The sequence below is a fragment of the Streptomyces sp. NPDC107546 genome (assembly GCF_055639175.1).
Genome location: NZ_JBVKBA010000019.1, coordinates 77,500 through 91,608 on the forward strand (window position 1 = coordinate 77,500; position 14,109 = coordinate 91,608).

The 14,109-nt window shown below is 70.8% G+C and carries 12 protein-coding genes; all 12 read right to left on the reverse strand.

Going from position 1 to position 14,109, the window contains the following annotated elements; genetic code table 11:
• Window positions 1-134: 134 nt before the first annotated feature.
• The 12 genes from ACZ7L1_RS25845 to nrtL all read right to left on the reverse strand — a co-directional run bounded on the left by ACZ7L1_RS25845 (window position 135) and on the right by nrtL (window position 13,928).
• Complete coding sequence (locus ACZ7L1_RS25845; protein WP_471440393.1) at window positions 135-812, reverse strand: arsenate reductase/protein-tyrosine-phosphatase family protein; 678 nt, start codon at window positions 810-812, stop codon at window positions 135-137.
• Entirely contained in the window at window positions 809-1,456 is a 648-nt protein-coding gene (locus ACZ7L1_RS25850; RefSeq protein WP_471440394.1) for an L-threonylcarbamoyladenylate synthase, read from the reverse strand. The genes ACZ7L1_RS25845 and ACZ7L1_RS25850 overlap by 4 nt, the downstream gene beginning before the upstream one ends.
• A gap of 55 nt (window positions 1,457-1,511) precedes the next feature.
• The gene (prmC, locus tag ACZ7L1_RS25855; RefSeq protein ID WP_471440395.1) at window positions 1,512-2,357 is read right to left on the reverse strand and encodes a peptide chain release factor N(5)-glutamine methyltransferase; all 846 of its coding nucleotides are present in this window, start codon (window positions 2,355-2,357) and stop codon (window positions 1,512-1,514) included.
• 49 nt (window positions 2,358-2,406) lie between these two features.
• On the reverse strand, window positions 2,407-3,477 hold the full coding sequence (gene prfA, locus ACZ7L1_RS25860; RefSeq protein ID WP_388990734.1) for a peptide chain release factor 1: 1,071 nt from the start codon (window positions 3,475-3,477) through the stop codon (window positions 2,407-2,409).
• A gap of 134 nt (window positions 3,478-3,611) precedes the next feature.
• Window positions 3,612-3,833 carry a 50S ribosomal protein L31 gene (gene rpmE / locus ACZ7L1_RS25865; protein WP_103838593.1) on the reverse strand — a complete coding sequence of 74 codons (222 nt, stop codon included), beginning with the start codon at window positions 3,831-3,833 and terminating at the stop codon, window positions 3,612-3,614.
• A gap of 172 nt (window positions 3,834-4,005) precedes the next feature.
• The gene (locus tag ACZ7L1_RS25870; RefSeq protein ID WP_471440396.1) at window positions 4,006-5,145 is read right to left on the reverse strand and encodes an LCP family protein; all 1,140 of its coding nucleotides are present in this window, start codon (window positions 5,143-5,145) and stop codon (window positions 4,006-4,008) included.
• 284 nt (window positions 5,146-5,429) lie between these two features.
• The gene (gene rho / locus ACZ7L1_RS25875; protein ID WP_471440397.1) at window positions 5,430-7,433 is read right to left on the reverse strand and encodes a transcription termination factor Rho; all 2,004 of its coding nucleotides are present in this window, start codon (window positions 7,431-7,433) and stop codon (window positions 5,430-5,432) included.
• A 408-nt stretch (window positions 7,434-7,841) separates the two neighbouring features.
• Window positions 7,842-8,759: a homoserine kinase gene (gene thrB / locus ACZ7L1_RS25880; protein ID WP_471440398.1), complete on the reverse strand. Its 918-nt coding sequence runs from the start codon at window positions 8,757-8,759 to the stop codon at window positions 7,842-7,844.
• Between the two features lie 257 nt (window positions 8,760-9,016).
• Window positions 9,017-10,075: a threonine synthase gene (thrC, locus tag ACZ7L1_RS25885; protein ID WP_471440399.1), complete on the reverse strand. Its 1,059-nt coding sequence runs from the start codon at window positions 10,073-10,075 to the stop codon at window positions 9,017-9,019.
• Between the two features lie 6 nt (window positions 10,076-10,081).
• Entirely contained in the window at window positions 10,082-11,371 is a 1,290-nt protein-coding gene (locus tag ACZ7L1_RS25890) for a homoserine dehydrogenase (RefSeq protein ID WP_388991439.1), read from the reverse strand.
• Window positions 11,372-11,521: 150 nt separating this feature from the next.
• Window positions 11,522-12,913: a diaminopimelate decarboxylase gene (gene lysA / locus ACZ7L1_RS25895; RefSeq protein WP_471440400.1), complete on the reverse strand. Its 1,392-nt coding sequence runs from the start codon at window positions 12,911-12,913 to the stop codon at window positions 11,522-11,524.
• A 16-nt stretch (window positions 12,914-12,929) separates the two neighbouring features.
• Window positions 12,930-13,928 carry an ArgS-related anticodon-binding protein NrtL gene (gene nrtL, locus ACZ7L1_RS25900; protein WP_471440401.1) on the reverse strand — a complete coding sequence of 333 codons (999 nt, stop codon included), beginning with the start codon at window positions 13,926-13,928 and terminating at the stop codon, window positions 12,930-12,932.
• Window positions 13,929-14,109 lie beyond the last annotated feature (181 nt).

The window sequence follows — 14,109 nt, forward strand, 5'->3', positions numbered from 1 at the left end:
TCGTGCCGCCACAGCCGTAGCCGCGGGCAGTCGTGCCGCCGCAGCTGCCGTAGCCGCCGCGGGCAGTCGTGCCTCCCCCGGGCAACCACACCCCGGGCACCGCACACCTCCGGGCGCCCAAGAGCCACGGCACCCTACGTCCGCGCAGGCACCCCCGTGAGCGCCGTCACCACCGGCTCCAGCGCCTGATGGATCTCGTCCCCGATCGACCGGAAGAACGGCAGGGGCGCCCCGTACGGGTCGTACACCTCGTCCGCCTCCGCCGTGGGCGCCAGCAGCCACCCGCGTAGAGCCGCCGCAGCCCGCACCAGCGCACGCGCACGCGCGACCACACCGTCCTCCAGGGGCGGCAGGGTGGCCGGGTCTATCGCGCGCACCAGCCGTGTGAACTCCTTGAGGGTGAACGTGCGCAGCCCCGCCGAGTGCCCCATAGAGATCACCTGCGCCCGGTGGTCCCGCGTGGCGGTCAGCACCAGGTCGGCCCTGATCACATGCTCGTCCAGCAGTTCCCGCCCCACGAACCCGGAGGCATCCGCTCCGAAGTCCGCGAGGACCGCCTCCGCGTTCGCCTCCATGGGCGCGCCCTCATGGCCCCAGGTTCCCGCGCTCTCGACGATGACCCCGCCCCACAGCGGGTCGCCGAGCCGGTCCGCCAGGGCGTGCCGGGTCAGCCGCTCGGTGATCGGCGAGCGGCACACGTTGCCGGTGCTGACGTGGAGGATGCGGAAGGTGTCGCGGGGCGGACCCGGCTGGGCCAGGTCCCCCCTCTCGTCCCCGTTGCCTATGCCACGCCCCGCGTCAGGGGCCGTCAATTCGCCACCTCGAGGTCGGGTACGACCTTGCGCAGCTCCTCCGGGGACAGGGCGCCCTCGCGCAGCAGCACGGGCACCTTGCCGGTGACGTCGACGATCGACGACGGCACGTTGCCGGGGGTGGGGCCGCCGTCCAGGTAGACGGAGACGGAGTCGCCGAGCATCCCCTGCGCGGCGTCGCACGTCTCCGGCGCCGGGTGGCCGGTGAGGTTCGCGGAGGAGACCGCCATCGGCCCGACCTCCGTCAGCAGCTCGATCGCGACCGGGTGCAGCGGCATCCGCACGGCGACGGTGCCCCGGGTGTCCCCCAGGTCCCACTGCAGCGACGGCTGGTGCTTGGTGACCAGCGTGAGGGCCCCCGGCCAGAACGCGTCCACCAGCTCCCACGCCATCTCGGAGAAGTCCGTGACGAGGCCGTGCAGCGTGTTCGGGGAGCCGATGAGGACGGGTGTGGGCATGTTGCGGCCCCGGCCCTTGGCCTGGAGCAGGTCGGCCACGGCCTCCGAGGAGAACGCGTCGGCGCCGATGCCGTACACCGTGTCGGTCGGCAGCACCACGAGTTCGCCACGGCGGACGGCTGACGCGGCCTCGCGCAGACCCGTCGCGCGGTCGGTCGCGTCGTTGGTGTCGTATCGCCGTGCCATTGTCAGCTGGCCTCCTCGTACACGTACTGCTGCGGGAAAACAGTGTCAGGGATGCTCACGGCAGCGCCTTGCGGGCGGTCGCGAAGCGCGGGCGGTTGTTCAGGTCGGGGTGGTCCGCCGCGTCGGCCCAGCCCCGCTCCTCGGTGAAGATCCACGGCACCTGGCCGCCCTGGGTGTCGGCGTGCTCGATGACGACGACACCGCCGGGGCGCAGCAGCCGGTGCGCGGTGCGCTCGATGCCCCGGATGAGGTCCAGGCCGTCCTCACCGGAGAACAGGGCCAGTTCCGGGTCGTAGTCCCGGGCCTCCGGGGCCACGTACTCCCACTCGGTCAGCGGGATGTACGGCGGGTTGGAGATCACCAGGTCGACCTGTCCGTTGAGGTCCAAGAACGCCTCCCGCGCGTCTCCCTGACGCAGGTCGACCCTGGAGCCCGCCATGTTCTTGCGGGTCCACTGCAGGGCGTCCTCGGACAGCTCCACGGCGTGCACGCGCGAGCGCGGCACCTCCTGAGCGAGGGCGAGCGCGATGGCGCCGGAGCCGGTGCACAGGTCCACGATGCACGGCTCGACGACGTCCATGGCCCGTACGGCGTCTATGGCCCAGCCGACGACCGACTCGGTCTCCGGGCGCGGCACGAACACCCCGGGTCCGACCTGCAGTTCCAGGTACCGGAAGTAGGCGCGCCCGGTGATGTGCTGGAGCGGCTCGCGCTGCTCCCGGCGCGCGATGACCTCCCAGTAGCGGGCGTCGAAGTCCGAGTCCTTCACGGAGTGCAGCTCGCCCCGCTTGACGCCGTGCACGAACGCGGCGAGCTCCTCCGCGTCGTTGCGCGGCGAGGGCACGCCGGCGTCGGCCAGCCGCTGGGTGGCCTGGGCCACCTCCGCGAGCAGCAGGTTCACGCTGGTCCTCCGGTGCTGTGTACGGGCCTGGTGCGGCTGGTACGGAGCCTTACGCGGCGGCGGCGAGCTTGGCGGCCGAGTCCGCGTCGACGCAGGCCTGGATGACCGCGTCGAGGTCGCCGTCCAGGACCTGGTCCAGGTTGTACGCCTTGAAGCCGACGCGGTGGTCCGAGATGCGGTTCTCCGGGAAGTTGTAGGTGCGGATCTTCTCGGAGCGGTCGACGGTGCGGACCTGGCTGCGGCGGGCGTCGGCGGCTTCCTTCTCCGCCTCCTCCTGCGCCATGGCGAGCAGCCTGGAGCGCAGGATACGCATGGCCTGCTGCTTGTTCTGCAGCTGGCTCTTCTCGTTCTGACAGGAGGCGACGACGCCGGTCGGGATGTGCGTGATGCGCACCGCGGAGTCGGTGGTGTTGACGGACTGGCCGCCGGGGCCGGAGGAACGGTAGACGTCGATCCGGAGGTCGTTGGGGTTGATCTCCACGTCGACCTCCTCGGCCTCGGGGGTGACGAGGACACCGGCGGCTGAGGTGTGGATACGGCCCTGGGACTCGGTCGCGGGCACGCGCTGCACGCGGTGCACCCCGCCCTCGTACTTCAGCCGGGCCCACACGCCCTGGCCGGGCTCGATCTGACCGCGGGCCTTCACCGCGACCTGGACGTCCTTGTAGCCGCCGAGCTCGGACTCGGTGGAGTCGATGATCTCGGTCTTCCAGCCGACGCGCTCGGCGTAGCGCAGGTACATGCGCAGGAGGTCGCCGGCGAACAGGGCGGACTCGTCGCCGCCCGCGCCCGCCTTGATCTCGAGGATGACGTCCTTGTCGTCGCTGGGGTCGCGCGGGACGAGCAGCAGGCGCAGCTTCTCGGTCAGCTCCTCGCGCTGCTTCTCCAGCTCCTTGACCTCGGCGGCGAAGTCCGGGTCGTCGGCGGCGAGTTCCCGTGCGGTCTCGATGTCGTCGCCGGTCTGCTTCCAGGAACGGTACGTGGCGACGATCGGGCCCAGCTCGGCGTAGCGCTTGTTCAACCTGCGCGCGCCCGCCTGGTCGGCGTGGATCGACGGATCCGCGAGCTTCTTCTCCAGGTCGGCGTGCTCTCCGACCAGTTCCTCGACCGCCTCGAACATCTCCGGCTCCCTGAAATGCCCCCTGCCCGGCCGGGGCATGGGGACGTGTGTACGACGAACAATGGCTGCACCGCAAAGCGCCGGCCCCGGTGCCCCCGGCGAAGGGGGGACCGGAGACCGGCGCTGTGGGCTCGCTACTTCTTGGCAGCGGCAGCCTTGCCGAAGCGGGCCTCGAAGCGGGCCACACGGCCACCGGTGTCGAGGATCTTCTGCTTGCCCGTGTAGAACGGGTGGCACTCGGAGCAGACCTCGGCCCGGATGGTGCCGGACTCGATGGTGCTACGGGTGGTGAACGACGCGCCGCAGGTGCAGCTGACCTGCGTCTCGACGTACGCGGGGTGGATGTCGCGCTTCAAGGTGTCTCCTAGGTTTCGGGAGGGCGCCGGGTCGCAACCGCGGGATGCGGGTGCGTGAACCGGAGCCGACGTACCAGTCTGCCAGGACTGGCGCCATCCCCCAAAACCGGGGGCCGGGCTCGTGTATTCCCTGCGGGTGGAGAGGTGGGTCGCCTCTACGGCGCCGCGCCCCTTACGGGGCGCTGACCACACCCTTGGCTTCGCCCGTGGCCGTACCCTTCGTCGCCGCCGCCGGGATCGGCTGGTCGTTCTTCAGCGCGGTCCACATCAGCCGGGCCTTTGCCTCGTCCAGCAGGACCCGGTTCGGGTTCGCCGGGTCGTACTGGACCGGCATCGTCACCATGTTCATGTGGGAGGAGCTGATGCCCTTCAGCCCTTCGGCGAACGACGCCAGGTCCTTGACGGAGGCCAGGTCGGAGTCGGTGGTGACGGACTTCGTCGCGGTGTCGGCGAGGTCGTACAGCTTCTGCGGGCTGGTCAGCACGCCGATGTGCTCCACCTGGCTCACCAGGGCCTTGATGAACGCCTGCTGGAGCTGGATGCGCCCGAGGTCGGAGCCGTCGCCCACGCCGTGCCGGGTGCGGACCAGGCCGAGCGCCTGCTGCCCGCTCAGGGTGTGCGTGCCGGCCTTCAGGTCGAGGTGGCTGCCGGCGTCGTGGATGTTCTTGGTGGTGGTCACCTGGACGCCGCCGAGAGTGTCGATCAGTTTCTCGAAGCCGGCGAAGTCGACCTCGATGTAGTGGTCCATACGGATGCCGGTGATCGACTCGACGGTCTTCACCGCGCAGGTGGCGCCGCCGACGGAGTAGGCCTCGTTGAACATGGAGCCGCGGGCCGCGGCGTGCGCGACGCCCTTGGGGTCGGTGCACGCGGGGCGGTCGACGAGGGTGTCGCGAGGGATGGAGACGACGCTGGCCTGTTTGTGGCCCTTGTACAGGTGCACGATCATCGCCGTGTCCGAGCGCCCGGTGCCGTCGTCGGTGCCGCCGCCCAGCTTCTTGTTGGCGCCTGAACGGGTGTCCGAGCCGAGGACCAGGATGTTCTCGGAGCCGTTGTCGACCTTCTGGGGCCGGTCGCCGCCGAGCTCCTGGTTGATGTCGACGCTTCTGATGTTGCCGTTGAGCTTGAAGTACAGGTAGCCGGCGCCGGTGCCGCCGAGCAGCAGGATGCCCGCCGCACTCCATGCGGTGGCCAGGAGCGCCTTGCGTCCGGCGCTGCGGGGCTTGCGGCGGCGGCCCTTGCCGCCGCGGCGCGGTCCCGGCGTCGTGGCCTCGCCGGCTATGCCGGCGTCCGGCGTGCTGTCGGAAGGCATGTGCTCCTCAGTCCTGGCGGCCTCTCATTGCTCCATGGTCGCTCCGTTCGGTCAGACGGAGAAACCGGAGAAAGAGTTGCACAACGCTGAGTGTCCAGGACGTGGCCCGGCAAACACGCACGGTCACCACGGAGTCGGCAGCACCGCGCTCACCTGCGGCTTCGCCCGTACAGGGGCGTAGTGGCCGTACAGGCCGCAACCAGTTCCTTGTGGCATAAATCTCGCCAACGCACAGGGCCGCCCCGTCGGGTACGACGGGACGGCCCTGTGGTGTGACGATCCGATCAGTCCCCGTTGCCGGGCGTCGGGGTCGTCTTCTGGATCTGCATCAGGAACTCGATGTTCGACTTGGTCTGCTTCATCTTGTCGAGCAGCAACTCGATCGCCTGCTGCTGGTCGAGCGCGTGCAGCACCCGGCGCAGCTTCCAGACGATGCCGAGCTCCTCGGCACCGAGCAGGATCTCCTCCTTGCGGGTGCCGGACGCGTCGACGTCCACCGCCGGGAAGATGCGCTTGTCGGCGAGCTTCCGGTCGAGCTTGAGCTCCATGTTGCCGGTGCCCTTGAACTCCTCGAAGATCACCTCGTCCATGCGGGACCCGGTGTCCACCAGGGCGGTGGCGAGGATGGTCAGCGAGCCGCCGTCCTCGATGTTGCGGGCCGCACCGAAGAAGCGCTTCGGCGGGTACAGGGCGGTCGAGTCGACACCACCGGACAGGATGCGGCCGGAGGCCGGGGCGGCGAGGTTGTACGCACGGCCCAGACGCGTGATCGAGTCGAGCAGCACGACGACGTCGTGGCCCAGCTCCACCAGGCGCTTGGCGCGCTCGATGGCCAGCTCCGCGACCGTGGTGTGGTCCTCGGCCGGGCGGTCGAAGGTCGAGGAGATGACCTCGCCCTTGACCGACCGCTGCATGTCGGTGACCTCTTCCGGACGCTCGTCGACGAGGACGACCATCAGGTGGCACTCGGGGTTGTTGTGGGTGATCGCGTTGGCGATCGCCTGCATGATCATGGTCTTGCCGGTCTTCGGCGGGGCCACGATCAGACCGCGCTGGCCCTTACCGATCGGCGAGACCAGGTCGATGATGCGGGTGGTGAGGACACCGGGGTCCGTCTCCAGGCGGAGGCGGTCCTGCGGGTAGAGCGGGGTCAGCTTGTTGAACTCCGGGCGGCCGCGGCCGTGTTCGGGCGCCATGCCGTTGACGGAGTCGAGGCGGACCAGCGCGTTGAACTTCTCGCGGCGCTCGCCCTCCTTGGGCTGACGGACCGCACCCGTGAGGTGGTCACCCTTGCGCAGGCCGTTCTTGCGGACCTGGGCGAGGGAGACGTACACGTCGTTCGGACCGGGCAGGTAGCCGGAGGTCCGGATGAAGGCGTAGTTGTCGAGGATGTCCAGAATGCCCGCGACGGGGATCAGGACGTCGTCCTCGGCGAGCTGCGGCTCGGCGGCGATGTCGTCACGGCCACGGCGGCCACGGCGGTCGCGGTAGCGGCCGCGACGGCCCCTGCGGCCGCCGTCGAAGTCGTCGTCGTCCTGCTGACGGTCCTGACGGTCCTGACGGTCCTGACGACCGCCGCCCTGCTGCTGACCCTGCTGCTGACGGTCCTGACGGCCGCCGCCCTGGCCCTGCTGCTGGTCGTCGCCCTTGCCACCACGGCGGTCACGGTCACGGCCGCGCTCGCGGCGGTCGCGGCGGCGGCCCTCGCCGTCGCCGGCGTCGGCCTTGGCGCCGTCGCCCTGCGGCTGGGTCTGCTGGGGCTGGGCCGGGGTCTCGGCCTTCGGCTCGCTCTGCGCCTCGGCGGCGACCGTCTCGGGGCTGCCGGCCTCGGCGGTGGCGCGGCGCCGGCGGCGCTCGGCCGGGGCGTCGTCACCGGCTCCCTGGCCGGGGATCTCGATCTGCTGCGGGGCCACGGCCTGCTCGGCAGCCTTGTCGGCCTTGGCGGCCTTGGGCTCGGCCGCGGCGGCCTCGTCGCCGGTGCGGGTCCTGGAGGTGGCCCGGCGCTTGGGCTTGGTCTCGGTGGCTGTGTCGGCCTTGGCGGCCGGGGCACCGCCCCCCGCCTGCGCCTCCTTGATGACCTCGATCAGCTGGCTCTTGCGCATGCGCGCCGTGCCCCTGATGCCGAGGCCGGATGCGACCTGCTGCAGCTCGGCCAGCACCATGCCCTCAAGGCCGGTACCGCGGCGCCGCCGGGACCCGGCACCGGTGGCAGGCGCGGAGGCGTCCGTGGCGGGCGCGGCAGCGGTGTCCTCGACACGTGCGCCCATCAGATCGGTGGTGTCGCTCACGAAGGGTCCTTCCCTGGAGCGGACGTCGGCCTGTCTGGCTCGGCGACCGGTTGTGCTGTCCGGCTTCGGTCCGGTTTGTGTGGACCGTGCCGGTGCGGTGGTCCGCCAAAGCGGCGGAAGAAATTTCTGGTGATTGGCGCTTCCCGAAGCCGTGACACCCGGTTTTGTGCCTGGCGGCTCGGTCACGCCGATTCCGGAGCGTGCTCTGCAATCCGCTCAGTGTCCGCGTACGACGTATGGCTCAGGTACGTGATACGGAACACAGGGCGGCTTGGGAAGCTCCCGGAAGAATGTTGGTCCCGGACGGGGACACGAAGCACCTCGCCATGGCGGGGTCGGGTGCAGACTTGAGGTTAACACTACCGGATCCAACAAACATTCCCCCTCTCGAAATCCGGCAACCGTGTGTCAGGGCGCAAGCGGCAGCACGCTCGCTCCCTGGCTGTCCAGCTCCAGCCGGTTGGCGGCCCAGCCCTCGCCCGCCAGGTCGGCCACCTTGTCGGCGCTCGCGCCGTCGGCGAGCGCCAGGACCGTGGGGCCGGCGCCGGAGATCACCGCGGGGATGCCGTCCCCCCGCAGCCGCTCCACCAGCGCGGCGCTCTCCGGCATGGCCGGGGCGCGGTACTCCTGGTGGAGGCGGTCCTCGGTCGCGGGCAGCAGCAGCTCGGGGCGCCTGGTCAGGGCCTGGACGAGCAGGGCGGCCCGGCCCGCGTTGGCGGCGGCGTCGACGTGCGGCACGGTGCGCGGGAGCAGTCCGCGCGCGGTCGCGGTCAGGACCGGCTTCCCGGGGACGAAAACCACCGGAACGATGGAATCGGCGGGGTCCATGCGGATCGCACGGGCGGCGCCGCGCTCCATCCAGGAGAGGGTGAAGCCGCCGAGGAGGCAGGCGGCGACGTTGTCGGGGTGCCCCTCGATCTCGGTGGCGAGCTCCAGCAGCGCGGTGTCGTCGAGCCGGGTGTCGCCGCCTATGGTCACGGCGCGGGCGGCGACGATGCCGGCGCAGATCGCGGCGGAGGAGGAGCCGAGGCCGCGACCGTGCGGGATGCGGTTGGCGCAGACGATCTCCAGGCCGCGCGGCTGCCCGCCGAGGGCGTCGAAGGCGGCGCGCAGGGACCGCACCAGGAGATGGTTCTCGTCCCGGGGGAGGGTCTCGCTGCCCTCGCCCGCGATGTCGATGTGCAGCCCGGAGTCGGCCACCCGGACGACCACGTCGTCGTAGAGCCCCAGCGCGAGCCCGAGGGCGTCGAAGCCCGGACCGAGGTTGGCGCTGGTGGCGGGGACGCGCACCCGGACGGCGGCGGCGCGGAACGCTGGACCGGCCATCGCTCGTTGACTCTCCTTGAGCTGCGTGATCGTCGAATGACATTCGATGACGTACCAAGGACCCGAAGGCCGCGAAGGCGGCGCGGCACCACGGCACATGCGGCTGCGGCATATGCGGCGGGCGGGTTCAGTACAGCCTATCGAAGGAAGGTTCTGTGGCGACATAGGGCGCACAGGAGGCGCACGGTGCGTGTCGTGCGGCCCCCGTGCCCCCTCTGTCGGGTGCCCGTAGGGGTTATCCCCCGCGAAGGGCCTGGTTACGCGAGGCCGAGGCGCTCGGCAGCGGTCGCCGCGTCGACCGGGACGGTCACCGGCTGCGGGGCGCCCGCGACGGCCCAGTCGGGGTCCTTGAGGCCGTTGCCGGTGACGGTGCACACGATCCGCTGCCCGGGGTCGACCTTGCCCTGCTCGGCGGCCTTCAGCAGCCCGGCGACGGACGCGGCGGACGCGGGCTCCACGAAGACACCCTCCTGCGCGGCCAACAGCCGGTAGGCACGCAGGATTTCACGGTCCGTCACCTCGTCGATGAACCCGCCCGATTCGTCCCGGGCCGCCAGGGCGTACTTCCAGGACGCCGGGTTGCCGATGCGGATGGCGGTGGCGATGGTCGAGGGGTCCTTGACGACCTCGCCGCGCACGATCGGGGCGGACCCGGACGCCTGGAAGCCCCACATGCGCGGGGTGCGCTCGGCGACGCCGTCGGCGGCGTACTCCTTGTAGCCCTTCCAGTAGGCCGTGATGTTGCCGGCGTTGCCGACCGGCAGGACGTGGATGTCCGGGGCGTCGCCGAGCATGTCCACGATCTCGAAGGACGCCGTCTTCTGACCCTCGATACGTACCGGGTTGACCGAATTGACCAGCGCCACGGGGTAGTTGTCGCTGAGCGCCCGGGCAAGGGTGAGGCAGTCGTCGAAGTTGCCGTCGACCTGGAGGATCTTCGCCCCGTGCACCAGGGCCTGACCCATCTTGCCGAGCGCGATCTTGCCCTGCGGCACGAGCACGGCGGAGACCATCCCGGCCCGTACGGCGTAGGCGGCGGCAGAGGCGGAGGTGTTGCCCGTGGAGGCGCAGATGACCGCCTTGGCCCCCTCCTCCTTGGCCTTGGAGATGGCCATGGTCATACCGCGGTCCTTGAAGGACCCGGTGGGGTTGGCGCCCTCCACCTTGAGATGGACGTCACACCCGGTGCGCTCGGAGAGCACCTGCGCGGGCACGAGCGGCGTACCGCCCTCGCGGAGCGTGACGACCGGCGTGCTGTGGGACACCGGCAGCCGGTCCCGGTACTCCTCGATGATTCCGCGCCACTGGTGGGTCATTGCTGGTTACTCTCCTTCAACCCGCATGATGCTGGCGACACCCCGCACGGTGTCGAGCTTGCGCAGCGCCTCGACGGTCCCGCTGAGCGAGGCGTCGGACGCTCGGTGGGTGACGACGACGAGGGACGCCTCGCCGTCCTTCCCCTGCTGACGAACCGTATCGATCGAGACGTCGTGCTCGGCGAAGACGGTGGCGACCTGGGCGAGAACACCCGGTTTGTCGGCGACGTCGAGGCTGATGTGGTAGCGCGTGACGACATCGCCCATGGGCGACACGGGCAGGGCGGCGTACGCGGACTCCCCGGGGCCGGTGGCCCCGCTGAGCCGGTTGCGGCAGACGGCGACGAGATCACCGAGCACGGCGGAGGCGGTCGGCGCACCACCGGCACCGGGCCCGTAGAACATCAGCTGGCCGGCCGCGTCGGACTCCACGAACACGGCGTTGTACGCGCCGCGCACGGAGGCGAGTGGGTGGGTCAGCGGAATCATGGCGGGGTGCACGCGCGCGGTGACCGAGCCCCCGTCGGCGGCCCGCTCACAGATGGCGAGCAGCTTGATCGTGCAGCCCATCTCCTTCGCCGAGCGGAAGTCGGCGGCGGTGACCTCGGTCATGCCCTCGCGGTAGACGTCGTCGAGACGCACGCGCGTGTGGAAGGCGATCCCGGCGAGGATGGCGGCCTTGGCGGCCGCGTCGAACCCCTCGACGTCGGCGGTGGGGTCGGCCTCCGCGTACCCCAGGGCGGTGGCCTCGTCGAGGGCTTCCTGATATCCGGCGCCGGTCGAGTCCATCTTGTCGAGGATGAAGTTGGTCGTCCCGTTGACGATGCCGAGCACCCGGTTGACCTTGTCGCCGGCCAAGGACTCGCGCAGCGGCCGGATCAGCGGGATCGCACCGGCGACGGCGGCCTCGTAGTAGAGGTCCTTGCCGTGCTCCTCGGCAGCCGCGTGGAGGGCGGCCCCGTCCTGGGCGAGGAGGGCCTTGTTGGCGGACACGACGGACGCCCCGTGCTCGAAGGCGGTGGTGATGAGGCTCCGGGCGGGCTCGATCCCGCCGATGACCTCCACCACCACGTCGATGTCCCCGCGTTTGACGAGGGCGGTGGCGTCGGTCGTGACGAGGGCGGGGTCGATGCCCTCCCGGACCTTGGAGGGGCGCCGCACGGCCACGCCCGCGAGCTCCACGGGCGCGCCGATCCGGGCGGCGAGGTCGTCGGCGTGCGTCGTCATGATGCGCGCCACCTCTGAGCCGACAACCCCACAGCCCAGCAGCGCCACCTTCAGCGGACGCGTACGCATCATCCGACCTCGTTTCCTCATGCGGTCTACGGTTGGACCAGTCTCACTCACCGGACGGGCGTTTCTGCCCTTGGTCCGGATCGTGAGACGTTTATTTCATTTTGTCAGCGGCGGAAGACCGGAAGATCTTCCGCGCTGCCTGTCGGAGGCTCACCCGACGTCGAGACGCAGCAGGTCGTCCTCGGTCTCACGGCGGACGATGACCCGGGCGTCTCCGTCGCCCACGGCCACGACGGGCGGGCGCAGCGCGTGGTTGTAGTTGCTGGCCATGGAGCGGCAGTAGGCGCCGGTGGCAGGTACGGCGATGAGGTCACCGGGCGCGAGGTCGGCGGGCAGGAAGGCGTCCCGCACCACGATGTCCCCGCTCTCGCAGTGCTTGCCGACGATGCGGACCAGCATCGGCTCCGCGTCCGAGGTGCGCGAGGCGAGACAGACGCTGTACTCGGCGTCGTAGAGCGCGGTGCGGATGTTGTCGGACATGCCGCCGTCGACGGAGACGTACGTACGCAGCCCCTGGAGCGGCTTGATGGTGCCGACCTCGTAGAGGGTGAAGGCGGTCGGCCCGACGATGGCACGGCCCGGCTCGACGGAGATACGGGGCGTGCGGAGGCGGGCGCCCTCACACTCGCGCGAAACGATCTCGGTCAGGGCCTTGGCGATCTCGTGGGGCTCACGGGGGTCGTCGTCGCTGGTGTAGGCGATGCCGAGACCACCGCCGAGGTCGATCTCGGGCAGCTCGACACCGTGCTCGTCCCGGATGTCCTTGAGTAGCCCCACAACCCGGTGGGCGGCGACCTCGAACCCGGACATGTCGAAGATCTGCGACCCGATGTGGGAGTGAATCCCGATGAGTTCGAGCCCGTCGAGCTGAAGGGCACGGCGCACGGCCTCGGCGGCCTGCCCGTCGGCGAGCGGGATGCCGAACTTCTGGTCCTCGTGGGCGGTGGCGATGAACTCGTGGGTGTGCGCCTCCACACCGACGGTCACGCGGATCTGGACGCGCTGCCGCTTGCCCATGGACGAGGCGATGTGCGCGACCCGCACGATCTCCTGGAAGGAATCGAGGACGATCCGCCCGACACCGGCTTCGACGGCCTTGGTGATCTCCTCGACGGACTTGTTGTTGCCGTGGAAGGCGATGCGGTCGGCGGGCATACCGCCGGCGAGAGCGGTGGCGAGCTCACCACCGGAACAGACGTCGAGGTTGAGCCCTTCTTCGTGCAGCCAACGCACGACGGCCCGGGACAGGAACGCCTTCCCGGCGTAGAACACGTCGGCGTCCGGCCCGAAGGCGGTGCGCCACGCGCGGGCGCGGGCCCGGAAGTCGGCCTCGTCGATGAAGTAGGCCGGGGTGCCGAACCGCTCGGCGAGCGTCTTGACGCCGATACCGCCGACGGTGACGACACCATGCGCGTCACGGGTGACGGTCTGCGCCCACACCTTGGGGTCGAGGGCGTTCAGGTCGGCGGGCGGGGCCGAGTAGTGCCCCTCGGGCAGGACGTCGGCGTGGCGGGGCCCGGCGGGGTGCGCGGAACGGCTCATGACTGGTCTGGCTCTCTCACAGGTAATCGGGTGCACTGATACCGAGCAGGGACAGGCCGCCGGCCAGCACCGTCCCGGCGGCTTCGGCGAGAGCGAGCCGGGCGCGGTGGGCGGCCGAGGGTTTCTCCTCGCCGAGCGGAAGAACGGTGTGCTGAAAGGCGAGCAGTCCGTCGGCGACGGCGACGAGGTGCCGGGCGAGCCGATCGGGCGCACGGTGGGCGGCCGCCTGGGCGAGCGCGGTGGGGTACTCGGCGAGGGCGCGGGTGAGGGGGGCGGCGGTCGCGTCGGGTACGTCGCCGGGGGCGGCCTCGAATCCGAGTCTCGCGGCGTTGCGGGCCAGGGCTCGGGCGCGGGAGTGGGCGTAGCGAACGCGGAAGAGCGGGTTGCTCTCGCGCTGGAGGAGATGGTCGGCCGTGATCCGGGGCCGGTCGTGGGCGGCGGGGTGGAGAAGGGCCCAGCGGGCGGCGTCGGGGCCGAGAGGGGTGGGGTCCTCGGGCGCGGGGACGGGCCGGAGATCGACGGGTTCACCGGGACGCACATGATCGATCTCGGCGCGTCCGCCCTGGGTGGCGATGATCCGCACGAGGGTGTCGGCTACGACTTCGGCGCGGATGTCGTAGGGGATGCGCAGGGGGACGAGGTGGCCGTCGAGGGCCTGGCCGTGCCCGTAGTCGTTCTCGAGATGGTCACCGTGGTCGAGGATCTCGCGGACGAGTGCGGCGGTGGCGGTGCCGTGATCGAGGTGGATGTTGAGGAACCCGGGCCCGGTGATCTCGACCTCCGCGACGCCGACGGTGTCACGGAGGTGGGGCCGGAGAATCTCGGCGACCTGCAGGGCCGGACGCCCGGCGGGACGGGCCAACTGCAGGGCGATGTTGGTGGCGTAGTCACCACGACCGCCGGGCCCGGGCGGAGTGACCACCGCACGTGCGGGCAGCGGCACACTGAGTTCCCCCACGTCAATGGCACGACGCACCGCGTGCAGCACGGTGCGGGACAGCTCGACGGGGGTCACGGGGACAAGGGTAGGGGAGGAGGGGGGTGGGTAGGCGAGTTGGTTTCCGTGGGGTCCGGGATGTGGACGGGGGTGGTGGGGCGGGGGTGGTGGAGCGGGGGTGCACTTGGGCTGCGGTTGCGGGGCGGGGCGTGATTGGTGGCTTCGGGTGCCCGGCGTAGCGTGCGGGACGGCTTGCGGG

Excerpts from the sequence above, each read along its gene's own strand:
- ACZ7L1_RS25870 (WP_471440396.1), bottom strand. The coding sequence starts at position 5,145 with ATGCCTTCCGACAGCACGCCGGACGCCGGCATAGCCGGCGAGGCCACG.
- ACZ7L1_RS25890 (WP_388991439.1), bottom strand. The coding sequence starts at position 11,371 with ATGCGTACGCGTCCGCTGAAGGTGGCGCTGCTGGGCTGTGGGGTTGTC.
- lysA (WP_471440400.1), bottom strand. The coding sequence starts at position 12,913 with ATGAGCCGTTCCGCGCACCCCGCCGGGCCCCGCCACGCCGACGTCCTG.
- thrC (WP_471440399.1), bottom strand. The coding sequence starts at position 10,075 with ATGACCCACCAGTGGCGCGGAATCATCGAGGAGTACCGGGACCGGCTG.
- prfA (WP_388990734.1), bottom strand. The coding sequence starts at position 3,477 with ATGTTCGAGGCGGTCGAGGAACTGGTCGGAGAGCACGCCGACCTGGAG.
- thrB (WP_471440398.1), bottom strand. The coding sequence starts at position 8,759 with ATGGCCGGTCCAGCGTTCCGCGCCGCCGCCGTCCGGGTGCGCGTCCCC.
- ACZ7L1_RS25850 (WP_471440394.1), bottom strand. The coding sequence starts at position 1,456 with ATGGCACGGCGATACGACACCAACGACGCGACCGACCGCGCGACGGGT.